18 protein-coding genes are annotated in these 20,916 nt (G+C 59.2%); all 18 read right to left on the reverse strand.

Annotated elements, in window-relative coordinates; translation table 11 throughout:
• Positions 1 to 4 precede the first annotated feature (4 nt).
• The 18 genes from fliG to flgG all read right to left on the reverse strand — a co-directional run bounded on the left by fliG (position 5) and on the right by flgG (position 20,895).
• Complete coding sequence (fliG, locus tag BVK86_RS24835; RefSeq protein ID WP_007983391.1) at positions 5 to 1,024, reverse strand: flagellar motor switch protein FliG; 1,020 nt, start codon at positions 1,022 to 1,024, stop codon at positions 5 to 7.
• The gene (fliF, locus tag BVK86_RS24840; protein WP_075948895.1) at positions 1,017 to 2,804 is read right to left on the reverse strand and encodes a flagellar basal-body MS-ring/collar protein FliF; all 1,788 of its coding nucleotides are present in this window, start codon (positions 2,802 to 2,804) and stop codon (positions 1,017 to 1,019) included. The genes fliG and fliF overlap by 8 nt, the downstream gene beginning before the upstream one ends.
• 15 nt (positions 2,805 to 2,819) lie before the next feature.
• Positions 2,820 to 3,149 carry a flagellar hook-basal body complex protein FliE gene (gene fliE, locus BVK86_RS24845; protein WP_075948896.1) on the reverse strand — a complete coding sequence of 110 codons (330 nt, stop codon included), beginning with the start codon at positions 3,147 to 3,149 and terminating at the stop codon, positions 2,820 to 2,822.
• Positions 3,150 to 3,290: 141 nt separating this feature from the next.
• Positions 3,291 to 4,682 carry a sigma-54-dependent transcriptional regulator gene (locus BVK86_RS24850; RefSeq protein ID WP_075948897.1) on the reverse strand — a complete coding sequence of 464 codons (1,392 nt, stop codon included), beginning with the start codon at positions 4,680 to 4,682 and terminating at the stop codon, positions 3,291 to 3,293.
• A gap of 5 nt (positions 4,683 to 4,687) precedes the next feature.
• A complete protein-coding gene (locus BVK86_RS24855) occupies positions 4,688 to 5,893 on the reverse strand; it encodes a sensor histidine kinase (RefSeq protein WP_162279068.1) in 1,206 nt (401 codons plus the stop codon).
• A 128-nt stretch (positions 5,894 to 6,021) separates the two neighbouring features.
• Positions 6,022 to 7,497, reverse strand: a complete 1,476-nt coding sequence (locus BVK86_RS24860; RefSeq protein WP_075948899.1) for a sigma-54 dependent transcriptional regulator — start codon at positions 7,495 to 7,497, stop codon at positions 6,022 to 6,024.
• 172 nt (positions 7,498 to 7,669) lie between these two features.
• On the reverse strand, positions 7,670 to 7,966 hold the full coding sequence (fliT, locus tag BVK86_RS24865) for a flagellar protein FliT (RefSeq protein WP_075948900.1): 297 nt from the start codon (positions 7,964 to 7,966) through the stop codon (positions 7,670 to 7,672).
• Between the two features lie 17 nt (positions 7,967 to 7,983).
• Positions 7,984 to 8,379, reverse strand: a complete 396-nt coding sequence (gene fliS, locus BVK86_RS24870) for a flagellar export chaperone FliS (RefSeq protein ID WP_075948901.1) — start codon at positions 8,377 to 8,379, stop codon at positions 7,984 to 7,986.
• Positions 8,380 to 8,529: 150 nt separating this feature from the next.
• Complete coding sequence (gene fliD / locus BVK86_RS24875) at positions 8,530 to 9,918, reverse strand: flagellar filament capping protein FliD (RefSeq protein ID WP_075948902.1); 1,389 nt, start codon at positions 9,916 to 9,918, stop codon at positions 8,530 to 8,532.
• An 81-nt stretch (positions 9,919 to 9,999) separates the two neighbouring features.
• A complete protein-coding gene (locus BVK86_RS24880; RefSeq protein ID WP_075948903.1) occupies positions 10,000 to 10,347 on the reverse strand; it encodes a flagellar protein FlaG in 348 nt (115 codons plus the stop codon).
• 74 nt (positions 10,348 to 10,421) lie between these two features.
• Complete coding sequence (locus BVK86_RS24885; RefSeq protein WP_075948904.1) at positions 10,422 to 11,831, reverse strand: flagellin N-terminal helical domain-containing protein; 1,410 nt, start codon at positions 11,829 to 11,831, stop codon at positions 10,422 to 10,424.
• Positions 11,832 to 12,080: 249 nt separating this feature from the next.
• Positions 12,081 to 13,010 (reverse strand): ketoacyl-ACP synthase III, encoded by a 930-nt coding sequence (locus BVK86_RS24890; protein WP_075948905.1) that lies wholly within the window; start codon positions 13,008 to 13,010, stop codon positions 12,081 to 12,083.
• A 300-nt stretch (positions 13,011 to 13,310) separates the two neighbouring features.
• A complete protein-coding gene (locus BVK86_RS24895; protein ID WP_075948906.1) occupies positions 13,311 to 14,894 on the reverse strand; it encodes a flagellar hook-associated protein 3 in 1,584 nt (527 codons plus the stop codon).
• A gap of 13 nt (positions 14,895 to 14,907) precedes the next feature.
• Positions 14,908 to 16,920 carry a flagellar hook-associated protein FlgK gene (flgK, locus tag BVK86_RS24900; RefSeq protein ID WP_075948907.1) on the reverse strand — a complete coding sequence of 671 codons (2,013 nt, stop codon included), beginning with the start codon at positions 16,918 to 16,920 and terminating at the stop codon, positions 14,908 to 14,910.
• Positions 16,921 to 16,944: 24 nt separating this feature from the next.
• The gene (flgJ, locus tag BVK86_RS24905; RefSeq protein ID WP_075948908.1) at positions 16,945 to 18,219 is read right to left on the reverse strand and encodes a flagellar assembly peptidoglycan hydrolase FlgJ; all 1,275 of its coding nucleotides are present in this window, start codon (positions 18,217 to 18,219) and stop codon (positions 16,945 to 16,947) included.
• Positions 18,220 to 18,232: 13 nt separating this feature from the next.
• On the reverse strand, positions 18,233 to 19,342 hold the full coding sequence (locus BVK86_RS24910; protein ID WP_075948909.1) for a flagellar basal body P-ring protein FlgI: 1,110 nt from the start codon (positions 19,340 to 19,342) through the stop codon (positions 18,233 to 18,235).
• 18 nt (positions 19,343 to 19,360) lie between these two features.
• The gene (gene flgH, locus BVK86_RS24915; protein WP_075948910.1) at positions 19,361 to 20,056 is read right to left on the reverse strand and encodes a flagellar basal body L-ring protein FlgH; all 696 of its coding nucleotides are present in this window, start codon (positions 20,054 to 20,056) and stop codon (positions 19,361 to 19,363) included.
• A gap of 53 nt (positions 20,057 to 20,109) precedes the next feature.
• Positions 20,110 to 20,895, reverse strand: a complete 786-nt coding sequence (flgG, locus tag BVK86_RS24920; RefSeq protein WP_008055493.1) for a flagellar basal-body rod protein FlgG — start codon at positions 20,893 to 20,895, stop codon at positions 20,110 to 20,112.
• Positions 20,896 to 20,916: the final 21 nt, after the last annotated feature.

Here is a 20,916-nt window from a genome sequence, read left to right on the forward strand (position 1 = left end):
GGTGTTAGATCATTTCCTCGCCGCCCTTGCCACCGAGAACGATTTCTCCGGCTTCGGCCATACGGCGGGCGATGGTGAGGATTTCTTTCTGTGCGGTTTCCACGTCGCTGACGCGCACCGGGCCTTTGGCTTCGAGGTCGTCGCGCAACAGCTCGGCCGCACGCTTGGACATGTTCTTGAAGATCTTCTCCTTGACGCCTTCGTCGGAACCCTTGAGGGCCAGTACCAGCACGTCGGAGGACACTTCGCGCAGCAATGCCTGGATACCGCGGTCGTCGACATCGGCCAGGTTGTTGAACACGAACATGAGGTCTTCGATCTGACCGGACAGGTCTTCGTCGACTTCGCGGATCGAGTCCATGAGCTGGCCTTCGATCGAACTGTCGAGGAAGTTCATGATGTCCGCCGCACGCTTGATGCCACCCAGGGTGGTGCGCGATGCGTTCGAGTTGCCGGAGAACTGCTTCTCGAGAATCTGGTTGAGTTCTTTCAGGGCCGCTGGCTGCACGGTGTTCAGCGAGGACACCCGCAGAATGATGTCCAGGCGCACCTTGTGGTCGAAGTTGCCGAGCACTTCACCGGCCTGATCCGGGTCGAGGTAGGCCACGACGATTGCCTGGATCTGCGGGTGCTCGTAGCGGATCACATCGGCGACGGCGCGCGGTTCCATCCATTTCAGGCTGTCGAGGCCGCTGGTGTTGCCGCCCAGCAGGATGCGGTCAATCAGGCCATTGGCCTTGTCTTCGCCCAGTGCCTGGGTGAGCATTTTACGCACGTAGTCGTCGGAGCCGACGCCCAGGCTGGTCTGGTCGCCGACGATGTCGACGAACTCACTCATGACCTGTTCGACCTGCTCGCGGTGCACGTTCCCCATTTGCGCCATGGCCACACCCACACGCTGGACTTCTTTAGGCCCCATGTGGCGCAGCACCTGGGCGGCATCAGTGGAACCAAGGGACAGCAGCAGAATCGCGGCTTTGTCGACCTTGGACAACTTGGCGGCAACGGCTCGGTTATCACTCATCTGCGTTAATCCACTCTTTCACGACCTGGGCCACACGACCCGGGTCTTCTGCCACCAGACTCTTGATTGCGTTCAACTGTGCGTCATAGCCTTCGCTTGGGCTCGGCAACAGAATGCTTTGCGGGCCGCCGAGGCTCACGCGATCGTTGGCCAGTTCGCCGTCCAGGCCGCCCATGCCACCCAACTCGACATCACTGCCGATGCCGGCCAGTTGTTTGTCCTTGCCACCGCCGGTGATGTTGTTGAGCACCGGACGCAACACACCGAACACCAGCACCAGAATGAACAGGACACCCAGCACTTGCTTGACGATGTCCCAGAACCAAGGCTGGGAGTAGAACGGAATGTCGGCGATCACTTCGCCGCGATCAGCCGAGAACGGCATGTTGATCACGCTGACGCTGTCACCACGGCTGGCATCGAAACCGACCGCGTCCTGAACCAGACGGGTGAAGCGCGCCAATTCGTCGGCGGTCCACGGCGCGCGGGTGGTTTCACCGTTGGCCGGGTTGACCTTGACCTGGTCATCCACCACCACCGATACCGAGAGGCGATTCAGACGGCCCTGTTGCTGTTTGGTGTGGCTGATGGAACGGTCGAGTTCGAAGTTCTTGGTGGATTGTTGACGCTTGTCCGCCGGGTACGGCGCGAGCATTGGCTGACCAGTGGCCGGGTCCATGATTTGCTGGCCGTTGGCATCGATCAGCGGCTGACCTGGCTGCACCATGCCGGCAGCAGGCGCGGCGCCAGCGGTGGTTTGCGGCGCGGAGGCCGGCGCTGGCGGCTGGTTACTCAGAGCACCCGGTACACCTTGCGGGCCATTGCTGGCGGTACGTTGTTCGTTGACCGACTGCTCGCTGCGCAGCGCCGGTTGATCCGGATTGAACTGTTCAGACGTCGACTCGACAGCACTGAAGTCAACATCGGCCGAGACTTCGGCTTTATAGCGATCGTTGCCCAGCACCGGTTGCAGGATGTTGTGCACACGCTGGGTGAGCATGCTTTCCATGCGGCGGCTGTAATCGAATTGCTTGCCGGCCATGGTCAGTTCGGAGTTTTCCGCCTGATCGGAGAGCAGGTTGCCCTTTTGGTCGACGACGGTGATCTGCGACTTGCTCAGCTCAGGAACGCTGGTCGCCACCAGATTGACGATGGCCACAACCTGGCCAGGCTCCAGCGAGCGACCGGAGTACAGTTCAACCAGTACCGACGCACTTGGCTTGCGCTCGTCGCGCACGAACACCGAACTCTTCGGAATCGCCAGGTGCACGCGGGCGCCCTTGACGTTGTTCAGGCTGGAGATGGTCCGGGCCAGTTCACCTTCGAGGCCGCGACGATAACGGGTGGCCTCCATGAACTGGCTGGTGCCCAGGCCTTGCTCTTTATCGAGAATCTCGAAACCGATGTTGCCATCGCTGGGAGTGACACCAGCGCCCGCGAGCTTGAGGCGCGCGCGGGACAGGTCTTCAGCCTTGACCAGCAAGGCACCGGAATTCGGTTCAACGGTGTAAGGAATATCAGCGGCGGCCAGGGTGTCCATAACCTGTTTGGCGTCCATCCCGGCAAGGCTGCCATACAGCGGACGGTAGTCCGGCTGCTGGGACCACAACACCACGGCAAAGCCAATCGCCACGCTCGCAGCCAGGCCGACCAACAGGCCCACCTGACGCAGCATGGTCATCTCGGAGAGGTTTTCCAGGAAGGACAAGCCGAACAGCGGCGGTTTGCCGTCTATTGGAGTGGCCTTGGCCGGAACGTTATCGGCGACTGCTTCTGCCATGACTCAATCTCGTCCTTAAACCGGCATCTGCATGATGTCTTGGTAAGCCTGAACCAGCTTGTTACGCACTTGGGTCAACGCCTGGAAAGACACGCTGGCCTTCTGCGAAGAAATCATCACGTCCGTCAGGTCAACGCCGCTCTTGCCAATCTCGAAGGCACTGGCCAACTGACCGGCAGCCTGCTGGGTGTCGTTCACTTTATTGACGGCCTGACCGAGCATGTCGGAAAAGCTGCTGCCATTCAGTTCAGGGACGGCGGCAGTCGATTTCGGCGCAGACATGGCGTCCATTTGCATGGCACGCATATCCAGCATCAACCGATTGAATTCAATACCTTGGCTCATGATTTCTCTCTTTGGCGACCCGCAATTTTTTGACACTCACTCGGCGGGTAATGAGGTGTTAGCAACAAGGGTGCCAGCTCCATGGCTGCGCTCTACAAAAGCCAATCGCGGGTTCTGAGCCGCGCTCCTGCCGGGACAGGGTCAGGTGGCGAACAAATACGCCTCGACGTCCATTCCGGCATCACGCATCTGCGCCAGCTTGTAGCGCAAGGTGCGCGGACTGATGCCCAGTCGTTCGGCGGCTTCCTTGCGACGGCCGCGCTCGGTGCGCAGAGTGTCGATGATCATCTGGAACTCGCGACGTCGCAGGTCATCGCCCAATGCCCCGGCGGACTCCGCGTCGACTTCCACCGCCCGCATCGTTGTCGAGGCGGGCGCCTGGGTCGGCAGCGGCGCGCAGGCCACGGGCCCGGCCAGACAGAAATCCTGAGGCTGAATCACGCCGCCCTGTTGCAGAATCAACGCGCGTTGAATCGCGTTATCCAGCTCACGCACATTGCCCGGCCAGGGGTAACCGATCAGACACGCCTGGGCCCCGGGCGACAGTCTCGCCGCGGCATGCTTCATTTTATTGACGTGCCTGGTCAGCAGCCGCTCTGCCAGCGGCAGAATATCGGCGGTACGTTCGCGCAGCGGTCGCCAGGCGAGCGGGAAAACCGACAGTCGATAATAGAGATCTTCACGGAAACGCCCCGCCGCGACTTCCCCGGCCAAATCCCGGTTGGTGGTGGCGACCACACGAATATCCAGCGCGATGGGTTTGCGCGCACCGACGCGCTCGACCTCGCGCTCCTGCAGCACACGCAACAGCTTGGCTTGCAGACCGAGGGGCATTTCGGAGATTTCGTCGAGCAGGAGAGTCCCGCCGTCGGCCTGCTCGAATTTTCCGGCCTGCGCCGCAATGGCGCCGGTGAACGAGCCCTTCTCGTGACCAAACAGCGTGGCCTCGAGCATGTTGTCCGGAATCGCCGCGCAGTTGATTGCAATGAACGGCTGGCTGGCGCGGTGCGAGTGCTGGTGGATGTAGCGCGCCAACACTTCTTTACCCGTGCCTGACTCACCGGAGATCAACACCGTGGAATCACTGCGCGCCACTCGCGCAGCCAATTCCAGCAATTGCGCACTGGCCGGCTCGACAGCAATCGGCCCTTCGCTGTCGCTGGCGCCGAGACTGCCCAGCGCATGCCGCGCCACCAGATCGAGCAAGGCCTTGGCCTCGAACGGCTTGACCAGGTAATCAGCCGCGCCTTGGCGCATGGCGTCGACCGCACGCTCCACCGCACCGTGCGCGGTCATCAGCAACACCGGCAGTTGCGGCTGACGCGCCCGCAGCAGGCCGAGCAGTTGATGCCCGTCCATGCCCGGCATGTTGACGTCGCTGACCACCAGATTGAACGCCTCTGTTTCCACCGCCGCCAAGGCGTCCTCGGCGCAACCAACGGCTTTGTAATCGTGGCCGGCGAGCAATAGCGTATCAGCCAGTGCCTCGCGTAGCGCGCGGTCATCCTCGACCAGTAGAACCTTGATACCCATGACCTTCACTCCGCTCCCTGAGCGTTGCTTCTTTCGCTGACGAAAAGCGGCAGGATCACCTGCGCGCACGTGCCGCGACCGATCCGCGAACGCAGGTGCAATTCTCCCTGGTGAGCACGGGCAACGGCCTTGACCACGGTCAGGCCGAGCCCGGTGCCGGTAGCCTTGGTGGTGAAAAACGGCTCACCCAGACGCGCCAGCACAGCGCCGTCGATACCGCTGCCGCTGTCGCTGACACACACGCGCAACTGGTTGTCGCGGGCATACAGATGCACCTTCAAGCGCACGTCGCCAGCACTGGCCTGAATGGAGTTTTCGATCAGGTTGAGGATGGCGCCGACCAGAGTGTCGCGATTGCACAGCAGATCGCCAACATGGCTGTCGCACTGCCAGCGAATCGGCAGATCCTGCACGTGGGTCAGCGCCGCGGCCCGCAACGACTGCATCAATTGTTTGGGCGTGACGCGATCGGTCAGCGGCAACTCGCCGCGCGCGAACACCAGCATGTCGCGCACCTGATGCTCCAGCTCGTGCAAGCGCTCTTTGAGACGCCCGGCAAAACGTTGCTGGGTCTCGACAGGCAACGCTTGCTCAGTCAAATGACTGGCGTAGAGCAACGCAGCGGACAAGGGGGTACGAATCTGATGGGCCAGCGAGGCAACCATGCGCCCCAGGGACGACAGGCGTTCATGCCGAGCCAGTTGATCCTGTAGATGGCGGGTTTCAGTCAGGTCGTTGAGCAGCACCAGCTGCCCGGGCTCGGCGTCCAGCGAACGCGTGGCAATCGACAGGCGCCGGCCGTCCTTCAGGGAAACTTCGTGACCGTCATCTTCACGCGGCGCAAAGCAGCGGGCAATGACATGGCGCCACAGCTCGCCTTCGAGCGGCAGGCCGAGCAGCTCGCAGGCCGCCGGGTTGGCTTCACGCACGATGCCTTGAGCGTCGATGACGATGACGCCACCGGGCAATAGATCGAGGAGGTTCTGCAGACGGTTGGCCAAGCGTTCTTTTTCCGCCAGTTCCTGCATGCGCTGGGCACTGACGACCGCCAGCTCACCCTTGAGCTCGGTAACCCGTGCCTCAAGCATGCTGTAGGAGTCGGTCAATTGACTCGACATCTGGTTGAACAGCGCGAAAGCCTGCTCGAGGCCAATCCGGCTGGCCTGTTCTACGGACGATGATTGCCCCAGGGCGTCAGGGACATGAGACATCTGGGCGGCTTGGGGCATCGTGCTCTCTCGCTTGGCTGACCGTCAGTGAAACGGAACGTTGCGAGGGATGTAGCAATACCCGTGCCTAAAAAAAACAGCCTATAAATGAATGACTTGAAAAACAGGCGTCAATCATCCGCCTGTTCATCGCCATCGCGACGGCTCATGCCGTACTTGCGCATCTTCTCCACCAGCGTGGTGCGTCGGATCCGCAGGCGTTCGGCCGCACGCGCCACGATGCCGTTGGCGTCGTCGAGCGCCTGTTGAATCAGCCCCTGCTCCAGGCCGCCCAGGTAGTCCTTCAGGTCCAGCCCTTCTGGCGGCAACATGGCGCCAGCACTGAAGTCAGGCGTGTGGCCATTGATCGCCACGCGCTCTTCGAGATCACTGCGCAGAGTGTCGACCAATTGCTCGTCTTCGTCGTCGACGTAGCGGAATTTCTTCGGCAGTTCGACCACGCCGATCACACCGTACGGGTGCATGATCGCCATGCGTTCCACCAGGTTCGCCAGTTCACGTACGTTGCCCGGCCAGCCATGACGGCACAGGGACATGATGGCGGCGGAGTTGAAGCGGATAGAACCGCGCTTCTCGTGCTCCATGCGCGAGATCAGCTCGTTCATCAACAGCGGAATATCTTCGACGCGCTCGCGCAGCGGCGCCATCTCGATCGGGAACACATTCAGGCGATAGTACAAATCTTCGCGGAAGGTGCCGATCTCGATCATGCTTTCGAGATTTTTGTGGGTCGCGGCAATGATGCGCACGTCGACGCTCTGGGTCTTGTTGCTGCCCACGCGCTCGAAGGTACGCTCCTGCAATACGCGCAGGAGCTTGACCTGCATCGGCAGCGGCATGTCGCCGATTTCATCGAGGAACAGGGTGCCGCCGTTGGCCAGTTCAAAACGTCCGGCACGGCTGGTGATCGCGCCGGTGAAAGCGCCCTTCTCGTGGCCGAACAATTCGCTTTCCAGCAACTCGGCCGGGATCGCACCGCAGTTGACCGGTACGAACGGCGCCTCACGGCGCTTGGAATGGTAATGCAGGTTGCGCGCAACCACTTCCTTGCCGGTACCCGACTCACCGAGGATCAGCACGCTGGCATCGGTGTCGGCGACTTGCTGCATCATCTGACGGACGTGTTGAATCGCCCGGCTGGTGCCGACAAGGCTGCGGAAAAGATTGGGTTCGCGATGACGACCGCGCTCGCGGGCCTGGTCGTACATCTCGCGATAGACCTGGGCACGGTGCAGGGAATCGAGCAATTTGCTGTAGCTCGGCGGCATTTCGAGGGTCGAAAGCACCCGGCGACGCTGGTCTTCAGGCAAGTCAATGGAAGAATTATCGCCCATTAGCAAAATCGGAAGGAACTCATCCCATGTCGACAGTGTCTTTAGCAAGCCCAGAAGCGCACCAGGAGCATTGACCGTCCCGATGAGGACACAGATTACTTCTCGACTAGACGACAAAGAGCCGACTGCCTGCTGCCAGTCATGGCTACCGCAGGGTAAATTTTCTTCACCGAGAAAATTTAAAATCACCGCCAGGTCGCGGCGGCGGACGCTATCGTCATCAATCAGCAGAATTTTGGTTTCACGCCACATGCAATCGCAACTTCCCTAGTCAACTCGATGCCCAAAATGCTGGGGCAAGCTAAACGCTTGCAGGCACAAATATGCCTGAAGACGACTGAAATCTGGAACAGCCACTAGTTAAGTCAAAAAACCGTGCACAGTCAAATTTATGGCGCACTTTGTTTGGATTAACTGGGGTCAATTAACCAAACAGATGGTAAACCTTTGATGCCTTTTGTGCTTGGTTGATCTGCGACATCTCGTCGACTATCGCCTGACGCTCGCCCATCGTCGCCGTCAGCAAGTCTTTGTACACCGCCAATAACCCTTCCAGATTCGCACGCACCGCGTCTTCATCGATCGGCGCTTCGCTGAGCACCTCATCGACGCACTCCCGGCAAGCTGCATCCAGCTCACCGATGGCATCCCAGTTTCGCGCCGCCAGGGCGTCGACCAGGGCTTCACGGGTTTCTTCGATCCGCTGCAGTGCTTGACTCATGACGTCATCCTCGGCCGTCAGGCCTGTGGGGTGGCAATGGCATCCCAGCCGCTTTTCAGGGTTTCGAGCAGACCGGAGACTTCGTCGATGATTGCTACATCGTTATTGAGGTTGGCTTCGGTCAGACGCGACGTCATGTAAGCGTACAAACTGTCGAGCTGTTCGATCGCAGCAGGATCCTCGGTTTTCTCCGGGTTCAAACCGTCTCGCAGACCGATGACGATGTCGACGGCCTTACCGAGCATCAACCCCTTGAGTGCAATGTCACCACGCTCCAGGGCGCCTTTGGCTTGTGCCATGCGATCCAGCCCCCCCTCCATCAGCATCTGCACCAGGCGATGAGGACTGGCTTCGGAGATCTGAGCGTGGGAATTGACCTTCTGATATTGGCGAAGGGCTCTCATGGGGTTCATGTTTCTACCTCGGCAGACGACAGCTGAAAATGAATTGCGCTGACCATTATGTCGGCGCAACAGCCCATTACTTTAACCAGTCGGCACACAATGAAAAACCCAGGCACTGTCTTTTTCGACAAGCCTGGGTTTTTTTGTGCCGAGGCGCTGTTAACTTTGTTTCGGGTTATTCAAGGCGTTCAACGTGGTCATGATGCTGTCGCTCTGCGCCCGCAGTTTGGCGACCAGCGAGTCCATCGCGTTGTATTTAGCGCTCAGACTGAGCTGCAACGTGGCGATCCGCTCGTTCAGCGCCGATTGTTCCTTATTCAAATCCGTCAATGTATCGGCGAGGGATTTGGTGCGCTCTGCCAACATTCCGGTGCTGGCCTTGGCGTAGGTATCCGTGGCAGTGCCCAGACGCGCCAACAGACCGTCCTTGCCGCTGAAAATACTGCTGATGTCCGCGGCATTGGTTTCAACGGCTTTGGAGAAACGCTTGTCATCGATGACCAGCAGACCGGTTTCGGACGAGGTACTGATACCGAACTCGGCCAGCGACTTCATGCTACCGGTGCCGGACAGCGCGTTCATCTCGTTGCGAATCGAAGTGACCAGACTGCGCATCATTGAGTCCCCGGTCAGGGATGCGGCAACGGAAGTGCCGTCGGCATTCTTGGTGACTTTGGTCTGCGCGTTGATCTCTTTCATCAATGCGTTATAGGTGTCGACAAACCCTTTCACGCCGGACTTCAACGCCGGGGTACTGGTGCTCAATGTCAGCGTAGACGGTGTCTGTGGACCACCCCCGGTCGGCGTTGGCGAAACCGCCAGCAGCTTGAGATTCACGCCGCTGATCGCGTCGGTAATCGTGTTGCTTTTAGAGATCAGTTCAGCACCGTTATCGATCTTGTACTTGGCGTCTTTGGGCACTTCGATCACCGTTGAACCGGTGTTGATCCCCGAGTTGCCCGACATCGTCAAGTCTGAACCGACGCCCATGGTGGTGGAGGTGAGCACCAGCCGCGAGCCGGTGGAGTCGGTGAGGATGTTGGCGCTGAGCCCGGCAGTGGAGAACTGCGCGTTGATGCTTTCGCGCACTTCCTGCAGCGTCGCATTGGGCGGAATGCTGACGTCGAAGTTTTTCCCCGACTGCGAGATCGTCAGTGTGGTCGCCGTTGTGCCAGCATTGACAACGGACGTAGGACCATCCACGAAGGTGCGGGTCGACAGCTTCGATGCCGACGCCAACTGCGTGACCAATAATGAATAGGTGCCGCTGGACGCGCCTTTGCCCATGGTGACTGTGGCGACTTTTTCATCCGAAGACGTGGCCGACAAGCCACTGAAGCTGTTGTCGGTGCCCATGGTCGTCAGTGCACCACGGAAGGCGTCCAGGGCTGCCTGAATCTTGCCGATCGATGACAGCGTGGTGGTCGCTTTCGCACTCTGAGTATCGATCTGTGCCTGCTTGGGCGCGCGCTGGGCGTCCACCAAAGCTTTTACGATCGCCTGGGTATCGATATTTGAACCAATACCGCTAACCGTTGAACCCGCCATCATCAATCTCCATATGCAGTGGCCGCTGCTTTACTGACGCAATGTGCTTCATAGGGCAACAGCAACAAAATTCATGCCAGTTCAGACTTTGTCATCAAATAACAAGCTGCTTGCCTGGCTCAGGCTTTGCGCCAATTTCAGCGCGGTTTCCGAAGGGATCTGACGAATCACATCACCGCTTTCAGTAGCGATAACCTTGACTACGACCCGCCCGGTGGAATCATCAATGGAAAAATCAAGCTTGCGCTGGCTTGCCTGAACGAACTCGCGAATATCGGTGACTGCCTTTTCCAGCTCGTCACGCTTAGGCTCGGTTGCAGCTGGGGTAACAGCTTCAACCTTGGGCTGAATCGCCGCATCAACCGGTGCCGCTGGATTCTGCTGTGCAACCGCCGGGTAGGACTGGTTCAATCTGACGCTCATATCCATGTCCAATCTCCTCAATACGGAAAAGACAAAAGGGCACGTAAACGCGCCCCTCCGTCAATTACCAGACGCTGAAATTACTGAAGCAGTTTCAGTACAGCGGATGGCAGCTGGTTGGCTTGCGACAGGATGGCAGTCGAAGCCGATTGCAGAGTCTGCTGCTTGGTCAGCTCGGCAGTTTCCGAAGCGAAGTCCACGTCTTGCACGGTGCTGCGAGCAGCAGTGGAGTTTTTCTGGATGTTCTGCAGGTTGTCTACGGTGGTGGTCAGACGGTTTTGGGTAGCACCCAGACCCGAACGAACGCTGTCGATCGAACCGATAGCCTTGTCGATTACAGCCAAAGCGTTTTGTGCTTTGGTGGCATCGGTAACGTCGGTTTGAGCGATGGTGGTCTTGACGGAGCTGGTAGCAGCACCGAACACACCAGCCACGCCAGCGCCAGTCAGGGAGAAGCCTTTGGACGAGTCCAGGTTCACAGCACCGGTAGCGATGATGCCGTCAGCCAGAGCAACGCCTGCGCCGTACGCGCCGGAGCCGTCTTTGGTAGCGATGGTGATCGAACCAGGAGCGGTCGAAGCGCTGAATGCAACGTTCTCACCCGAGTCGGACTTGATCGACAGAGTGCCTTTTACCGAATCGTAGTTGACGCTGATGCCCAGTTTAGCGGAGTTGGACTTCAGCTGGTCAGCCAGGCTGGCAGTGTCGGTTACGCCGACGAAAGCAACAGCGGAAGTACCAACGGTCATGGTGAACGAAGCTGGAGTGGCTGCAGCAGCTGCACCTACGACGAATTGAGCTTCGGTGCTTGCAGTAGCGCTCAGGCCGCCGACGGCGCCATTGAGCTGCTGAGCGATGGTTTTGGCCGATGCAGCAGCACCCAGGGTGATGGCAGCAGTTTGACCGTTACCGGTTACGTTAACGACACCACCAGCAATACCGGCGCCTGGAGCGATTGCAGCGCTTTTCATCTGCTGCGAGCCGATGTTGTTGGCCGCTACGTTGTCCAGGCTCAGGTTGATGGTTTCGTTGGCGTTGGCGCCAACCTGGATAGCCTTGGTGCCGTACGAACCGTCCAGCAGCTTCTGGCCACCGAAAGTGGTGGTCTGGGAGATACGGGTCAGCTCGGAAGTCAGAGCCTGGTACTCGTCGTTGTTCGACTTACGGTCGTCTGCGCTCAGGGAGCCAGTGGCCGAGGACAGCGCCAGGGTACGCATTTTTTGCAGAATGTCGGTCGAAGCCTGCATTGCGCCTTCAGCGGTTTGCGCGATGGAGATACCATCGTTGGCGTTCTTGACAGCCTGGCCCAGGCCGTTGATCTGGCTGGTCAGGCGGTTAGCGATTTGCAGGCCAGCAGCGTCGTCTTTGGCGCTGTTGATACGCAGGCCGGAAGACAGGCGCTGCATGGAAGTAGCCAGGGCGCCGCCGGCTTTGTTCAGGTTACCCTGGGTGCTGATGGAGGCAATGTTGGTGTTTACGGTTAAAGCCATGACGAAATCCTCGTTGGATGGATACTGCGGCTTCCGGCCCTGGCAACCGCCGGGTGTGGCCTAGAGAACCTACGTAATAGTTATCGTCGTGGGATCCGTTTGCTTGAGGGGTTTTTTCGAATTTTTTAGTGGCAGCGTGCCAGCCCTTTATTTTCAAGGCTTTACAGACAAAAAGTCGGCGCCAGAAAAACGCAAAACGCCCGGCAACTTGGGTTGCCGGGCGTTTTTTTGCGCCTGTATTCGGATTGATCAGCCGCGATAAAGAATCGCCGATCCCCACGAAAGGCCCACGCCAAAGCCGCTGATCGCCACGCGCGTCCATTTGGAATCGAATACGTGGTTCTGCAACAGCAGTGGAATGCTCGATGAAACCGTGTTGCCGGTTTCGAGCATGTCTTTGACGAACTTCTCCGGCTCGCCTTCTTCGAAACGACGCGCCACGGCATCGACGATGGCCGCGCTGCCCTGGTGAATGCAGAAGGCATCGATGTCGCCGGCTTGCAGATTCGACTCGTCCAGCAGTTCATGCAAATGCGCCGGGACTTTGAGCAAGGCAAAGTTGAAGACCTGGCGGCCATTCATGAAGAACACACCGTCGGTGACTTTCAGGTGCGGCGCGCCGGAACCGTCGGTACCGAACTTCGACTTGCCCAGCTGCCAGACAGCGTTTTCGCCCATCCAGGTCGCGGTGGCGGCATCGCCGAACAGCATCGTGGTGTTGCGGTCTTCCGGGTCGACGATCTTCGAATACGGGTCAGCGGTGATCAGCAGGCCGTTTTTCAGCCCCGCCGCTTCCATGAAGCCTTTGATCGCGTAGATGCCGTACACGTAGCCGGAACAGCCGAGGGAAATATCGAAAGCGGCAACGTGGGTCGGCAGGCCCAGTTTGTCCTGAACGATCGCAGCGGTGTGCGGCAGCCCTTCTTCATCACCGTTCTGGGTGACGACGATCAGGCAGTCGATGGATTCACGCTTGAGCGCTGGACTGGCGGCGAACAGCGCGTTGGCGGCTTCGACACACAGGTCGGACGTTTCCTGATCGGCATCCATGCGCGGCAGAAAAGCCGAACCGATCTTGCCAAGGATGAAGGTTTCATCCTTGTCGAACTTTGCACCCTGGGCGTAGTTATCAACCCCGGTTGCCGGCACGTAACTCGCAATATTTTTTATGCCAATCATTATGGCTTCCCAATAATAAACAGCTGAACATCGCCGCTCGCTGAATCGAGGGCGTCTACAGTCAGGGCCTGGCATCGTCGGCGCTCAAGCAAACGCCTTGAACATTCCGCCACCTTTCACCGCCCGCAGACAGGATACAGTGAAGATGCGCGTTTTGACTGACGGGTCACTCAGAGATCGGTGCTTTATTTGATTTTATGGTCCAGATCTCGCCTCTTCAGCTCCGCCGCCGGCTGAAAAAAAAGCAAAAAAAAGCCAGCCCCCTATGACAGGGACTGGCCGCGAGCGGTCAAGACCGACTCAAAGCTTGTTGAACAGGCTCAACTGGGAAACCTTGGCGAACGCCAGTTGCGCGGCGTTCAGCATGGTTTGCTGCAAGGTCAGGCGTGTCAGCACTTCGGCAGGGTCGGCCTCTCTGATCGAAGATTGCGTAGTAGTGTTGATCAGATCCGTGCTTTGAATGGCATCCCGCTGCATATCCATCACGTTGCCGCGAGCGCCGATGGCACCCCGCGCCAGATCGACCTGGTTCTTCGCATTGCTCAAATTGGCGATAGACGAAGCGATGACGCCCTGCAGATTGCGCGCCGCCCCCGGATTACCTGCAGTAGGCACTTCAAGTGCCTGACGCAGCTGGCTAATGGTATCGAGCACGTTCTGAGTCTGGTGGGTATTGACCGAGATATCGAACTGGTCACCTGCCGCCGGAACGGGCGGCGTGCCACCGAGCGTAAAGCTGACGCCGGCCGCCGTTGCAACGCCTGCCGCTACAGTTCCGCTGGAGACCGGAGTGCTGCTACTGGTCAACGGACGAGTGTATAGCTCAAAGGTAGTGGGGCTGGTGAATTTCAGAACCGCCCCGCCTTCCGGGAAGAAACTCTTGTAATCGGCCGCATTGGTCACTGTAGCTTGGCTGATCAGCGCTGTTGAGGTGTTGCTCGCCGCTCGGGTGCCAACGAAACTGTCTGGCTTGGCTTCCAGCTTGAAACTGTGACCGGCGATGACGGCGTCCGCGTTTGCGGGCGTGTCAGTCGCTTGATAGGTGATATCCAGCGCGAAGGTCACACCACGAAAGCTGATATCGGAACCGTCCTTGTTATCCGGATCAAATTTCCCTCCCCCGCTTGCCTCAGCTGTCACGTCGTTCCCCAAGCTATCCGTGATCACAAATTGGGTACTGCTGGTGAATGACATTGTGTAAGGCTGACCGTTGCGAAAACTCGCATCAAAAGCCGGGCCGGAACTCACCAGGCCTTGGGATACGGATACACGTCCGTCGTCCACTGCCGGCGCGGTCATCGTGGTCGAACTGCGAGCAGCGTTGATCGCCTGCTGGAATACATCCCAACCGGTATCGTTCAGGCCCAGCGACATCGAATCGCCGATTTTCAACTGCAATTGCGTCTGGTCACCTTGATAACTGTAGGTACCGTCGCTGTTGCGAATAAAAGGCTGAGTGCTGTTGCTGGCGCCGGCAAAGATGTACTTGCCGTTGGCGTCCTTGCTGTTCATCAAGCTCAGCAGTTGCTCTTCAGCCTGGGCAACTTCTGCACCAATGGATTTGCGATCGTCATCGTTCAACGATGCACCCCCAGCACGTACAGCCAACTCGCTGACCTTTTGCAGCACAGTGTTGATGCTGTCCAGCACGCTTTCTTCCTGCGCCTGGGCGGTACCCAACGCTTGGATATTGCCAGTGTACTGCCCCAACATTGCTTTTTGCTGCTCAAGTTGCAACAAACGGGCGGCACCGACTGGATCGTCTGCGGCGGTCGCTACCTTGATACCACTGCTGGCCTGCTCGGCCGTCTTCACCACGTTATTCAGGTTGCGAGAATAGTTGGCGGCCGTCGTGGCGTAATACTGTGCTGTAGAAATGCGCATGTTCTACGGCTCCTTAAAGGGCATTGATCAGGGTGCTGAAAATTTCCTGCGCAGTCTTGATGATCTGCGAAGAGGCCGTGTAGTACTGCTGGTATTTGGTTAGGTTGCCCGCCTCTTCATCGAGGTCGACGCCCGACAGCGAATCACGGGCATTGCGCGCACCGGTCAGGATGGTGTCGGTCGCCGTGGCATCCAGCTGACCCTGCTTGGTCAGGGAGCCGACGGTCGATACCAGACCACCATACGCATCGGTAAAACTCACTCCCGGATTGGTCGCGGTAGTGCCGACAGTGGCCTTGGTTTGCAGAGCGAGAAGCGCCTGGGAGTTACGGTTGTCCGTGCTGTCAGCCGCCGTCATGGCAATGTTGAAACTGTCGCCCGACTTCGGGCTACCGCTGACAGTCATACCTACACTGAAGGTTTTGGCGTTGCCACCGGCGTCGGTGTAAGGCACGGAAATGCTCAGATCGTTGTCTTGCCCAGGCACGATGCTGCCGGTGCCAAGACTGTTGCCCTTGGAGTCGAACACTTCATAGGCCGTGTCGCTGGTCATCAGCATGCGAACAGGCATCGAAGCCTTGACCGCTGTCTGCACTTCCAGACGCTGGACCGGATCATAAATATCCAGAGTCGTCTTGAGATTCGGCTGGCTGACAACACCGGTACCGTCATTGCCCGAAGCCTTGGTCGACGTCAGTGGCGCGGACGTGGCCAGTGTCTTGGTGTCGGTCATGACCGTGGCCATGTCGGCGGCGGAGCTGCGGGTCGGAGTGATCTTGAACGAATCGCCGACAGCCACTGTGCCCGAATTGATGCTCAGGCTGAAACCATCGATAACCGGATCGGCGGCAGGCGGTGTCGCGAAAGCGAAGTTGCCCATGTCGGAATTATCCGACAGGCGACGCACGTTGTAGCCGGTCGCGGTGATGGTCACCTGATAATCACTGGCCGCCAGTTTGCTGGTGTCCTTGATGGTGACGTTCAGGTTACCGGATGCCGGGTTGTTGCCGGCGTTGGCGATGCTGCGCTCGCTGATGGCTTTCAAGCTGTTGATGTTGTTGAACAGATTCGCGCCGAAGTTGCCGTTCTGATCCAGGCCCTGGCCCAACTGCTTGTTGACCTGATCGGCCACGACCATGGCGATGCGACCCAGGCCATTGACGGCTGGCGTCAGCACTTCGTCGCGATAACGCAACAGACCGCCCATCTCGCCGCCGCTCATCACCGACGTGATATCCACCGACGAGCCGTTGCGATCCATGATGATCGCGGAACGAGTGGGATCGGCAGGATCCGGCGCCACGCGCAATTTGTTGACGGTATCACCGACCACCAGTGGCTGACCGCTGCCCAGATAGATATCGAGGCGGCCTTCGGTTTCAGTGACCTGAGTGCCAACCAGCTCGTTGAGCTGGCGAATGGTTTCGTTACGCTGGTCCAGCAGTTCGTTGGGGGTGCCACCCGAACCGCTGACTTCGGCGATTTTTTTGTTGTAGGCCGCAACGGTCGACGCCAGTTTGTTGACCTGATCGGCCATCGAGCCCAACTGATCGTTGATGTACGTGCCTTGCTGCTTCAACTGCTGGGAGATCGCGTTGAAGCGGCTGCTCAGGCCCTGAGCGTTGGTCAACAATGCCTGACGTGCGGCGTTGTCGTTGGAGTTGCCGGCTAGGGTCTGCAAGGACGCAAAAAACGATTGCAGGGTCTTGGTCACACCGGTGCCGCTGTCGGACAGCAACTTGTCGACCTGAGTCGCTTGCCCCAGATAGGCCTGGGCATCGCTGTTGAGCGAGGTAGTGGTCTGCAACTGCGCATCGAGGTAGCTGTTGTACACCCGACGCACATCGGCCAGCGTCGTACCGGTACCAATGAACACATTGCCGTACTGAATAGAATTCTTGCTGTTCTGTACAGTTTGCTGGCGCGAGTACCCGACGGTATCGACGTTGGAAATGTTATTACCGGTAGTCACCAACGAGGCGTGGCTAGCGGACAAACCCGACATTCCGATGTTGAGTAAACTCATGGTTCAGACCTTGATCCTTAATGCCTATAAAGGCGTGGTGGAAACGCCCGCCGCAGCGTAGTTCTGGTAACTCGTCATCTGCTTGGCTATCTGCGAAATCTTGCTCGCGTAGTCCGGGTCGGTTGCGTAACCGGCCTTTTGCAACTCGCGTACAAACTGTTCTGGGTTATCGGCCGACTTCACGACATCTTGATAGCGATTATTCGTCTGCAACAACGTTACGAGGTCATGGAAACTGTCCTTGTAAGAGTCATAGGAACGAAACTCGGCCGTCTCCTTGACCATCTCGCCATTTCTGAATTCGCTGGTGATCGCCCGCGCCGAATCGCCCTTCCAACTGCTGCTGGCCTTGATGCCGAACAGGTTGTGACTGCTGCTGCCGTCCTGGGCGCGCATGACCGATTTTCCCCAGCCGGTTTCCAGGGCAGCCTGGGCCACCAGGTAACGCGGATCGACACCAATGCGCTCGGCCGCCTCCTTGGCCATCGGTAGCATGGTGTTGACGAATTCGTCGGCGGAGCTGAACGCTTTCTTCGCTGGCGCCAGCGGAATCTGGGCGATGGCGCGACCGTGAATCTGCAAACCGCCGTTCGACGCAGCTTGTGCATTGGCCAGCCAGTCGCCGTTGTACAAAGGCCCGGTACCGGTGATCGTGGTGCGCTGCGGCAATGCCGTCTTGTTGGCAGCCGCAGTCGTCGCCGAAGGCACCAGACCGGCGAGCAAGCGATCAGCCAGTTTCGGTGGCAATGCCAGGCGCCGCTGATTGATCAATGCCATGTCATTGCTGTGCGCACCCTCGCCTGTCGGTGCGCTGACCGAGCGTGAAGCCCACAAAGGACGCTGACCGTTGACTCGCGACAGCGGCCCGTTGACTGCCACCGTGCCCGCCGCGATCGGCGTGTGTGCAGCGGCTTTCGCAGCCTCCTGCTTGGCAGCTGACAACGTCGCCGCTTCACCCGGCGCCAGCGGTTTGTTCTTCGACATCTGCCGCATCAGCACGTCGGCCAGCCCGATGCCACCGCCCTCGCGGGACATGGAGACGGCCAGTTGCTGGTCGTACATTTCCTGATATTGCTTGGCCTCGGCGGTGTTGAGCGGGTTGTCCTTGCCCAGGGCTTCGGTGGCCGAGCGCATGGACTTGAGCATTTCGCCGAGGAACAGCGACTCGAATTCCTGCGCGACTTTGCGCATGTTGGCGTCACTGTTCTTGTCGCCGACCTTGAGCTGGTTCAGTCGGTTCAGGTCGGAAAACGCACCCGAATCACTGCTGCTGACCCGCCCACTCTTGAACATGTCCATAGGATCGCCGTCCTTAAATCACGATCAGGTCGGCTTGCAACGCGCCGGCCTGCTTCAGAGCTTCGAGGATGGCCATCAGGTCACCCGGCGCCGCGCCGACCTGGTTCACCGCACGGACGATTTCGTCGAGGGTGGTGCCCGGGCCGAACTTGAACATCGGCTTGGCTTCCTGCTCGGCGTTGACCCGCGAGCGCGGCACGACGGCAGTCTGGCCATTGGACAGAGGGCCGGGCTGGCTGACGATCGGGTCTTCGGTGATGGTCACGGTCAGGCTGCCGTGGGTGACGGCGGCCGGAGAAACCTTGACGTTCTGACCGATCACGATGGTGCCGGTACGGGAGTTGATGATGACTTTCGCCACCGCCTGGCCCGGATCGATTTCGAGGTTTTCGAGGATCGACAGATAGTCGACACGCTGGCTCGGATCGAGCGGCGCGGTCACGCGGATCGACCCGCCGTCGATGGCTTGCGCCACGCCAGGGCCGAGCATGTCGTTGATCTTGTCGACGATGCGCTTGGCCGTGGTGAAGTCGGATCGATTGAGGTTCAGGGTCAGGCTGTTGCCTTGGTTGAAACCGCTCGGCACGGCTCGTTCAACCGACGCACCGCCAGGGATACGACCGGCCGACGGAACGTTGACCGTGATTTTCGACCCGTCGCGACCTTCGGCGTCGAAACCGCCCACCACCAGGTTGCCCTGGGCCACCGCATAGACGTTGCCATCGATACCCTTGAGCGGCGTCAGCAGCAAGGTGCCGCCACGCAGGCTCTTGGAGTTGCCGATGGACGCTACGGTAATGTCGATCTGCTGTCCCGGTTTGGCGAACGCTGGCAGGTCGGCACTGATCGATACCGCCGCGACGTTCTTCAACTGCACGTTGCCCGAACCCGGCGGCACCTTGATGCCGAACTGCGAGAGCATGTTGTTGAAGGTCTGCAGGGTGAAGGGGGTTTGCGTCGTCTGGTCACCGGTGCCGTTAAGCCCGACCACCAGGCCGTAGCCGATCAATTGGTTGGAACGCACGCCGGAAATGCTGGCGATGTCCTTAAGCCGCTCGGCTTGAGCGCCGAAGGATGCGGACAGCATCAGGGCAGCCACCATCAGGTGTCTAAAGTTCAACATGCTCAACTGGAAAGCCACCTAGAAAGGGAACAGCGGGCTGAGGAAGAAACGGTCGAACCAGCCTGGCTGACTCGCATCGGCAAACGAACCGGTGCCCGAATAGGTGATGCGCGCATCGGCGACACGGGTCGACGACACGGTGTTGTCGGTGGAGATATCGTCAGCCCGCACGAGCCCGGCAATTCGCACCAGCTCATCACCGGTGTTCAGCGTCATCCACTTTTCGCCACGTACGGCGATGATGCCGTTGGGCAACACGTCAGCCACGGTCACGGTGATCGAACCGGTCAGGGTGTTGCCCTGCGCGGCCTTGCTGTCACCCTTGGTCGAGCGGTCGCCTTCGTAGCCGGCGTCGAGGCTCAGGTCGCCACTGCCGAACGGGTTGTTGGTGCTGGGAGTGGAGCCGAACAGCGAACTCAGGCCGATGCTGGCCTTGCTGTTCTTGCCAATTTGCGAGTTGGCGTTTTTGCTGGCCTGGGTCCTCTCGTTCAGGGTGATGGTGATGATGTCACCCACGCGGAACGCCTTGCGGTCGCTATAGAGGTTCTGCTCGAAACCGGCCTGATAGATCGAACCGTTGTTCGCCGCAGCCGGCAACGGCGTGCGCGGCAACACCGGGGCGTAGTAAGGATCATTGGGCTTGGGTGTCGGACCGACACAGCCAGCGAGCACAGTGATCCCACTCAATGCCAGAACAGAAACGAAGCGATTCATGACCCTTACCTCACGGTGTTGCAGGCGGTCGCATGACCGCCCCGAAGACTTGATTACAGATTCTGCGTTACGAACGAGAGCATCTGGTCGGCGGTGGAGATCACCTTGGAGTTCATCTCGTAGGCGCGCTGAGTGGTGATCATGTTGACCATCTCTTCAACGGTGCTGACGTTGGACGTTTCCAGGGTGTTCTGCAGCGTGGTACCGAAACCGGCCAGGCCCGGGGTACCGACTTGCGGTGCACCACTGGCGGCGGTTTCCAGGAACAGGTTGTTACCCACCGCTTGCAGGCCGGCCGGGTTGATGAAGTCGGCGGTTTGCAGGTTACCGATCACCTGGGAAGCCGGGTTGCCGGCGACGGTGATGGACACGGTGCCGTCCTTGCCCACGGTGAAGGTCTGGGCGTCGTTCGGAATGACAATCGCCGGCTCCAGGGCAAAGCCGCTGGCGTTGACGATCTGGCCGTTGGAGTCCAGGTGGAAGGTACCGTCACGGGTATAGGACGTGGTGCCATCCGGTTGCAGGATCTGGAAGAAACCGCGACCGTCGATGGCCATGTCCAGTGGCTGCTCGGTGGTTTGCAGGCTGCCGGCGTTGAAGTTCTTCTGCGTGCCGACAATGCGCACACCGGTACCCAGTTGCAGGCCCGAAGGCAGCTCGCTGTCCTGGGTCGACTGGGCGCCTGGCTGACGCTTGATCTGATAGAGCAAGTCCTGGAACTCGGCGCGGTCACGTTTGAAACCCGTGGTCGACACGTTGGCCAGGTTGTTGGAAATGGTGGTCAGGTTGGTGTCCTGGGCGGACAGACCGGTTTTGGCAACCCATAGAGCCGGAAGCATTCGATTCTCCTCGTGCGCCTG

Source organism: Pseudomonas reinekei (assembly GCF_001945365.1).
GTDB classification, from domain to species: domain Bacteria; phylum Pseudomonadota; class Gammaproteobacteria; order Pseudomonadales; family Pseudomonadaceae; genus Aquipseudomonas; species Aquipseudomonas reinekei.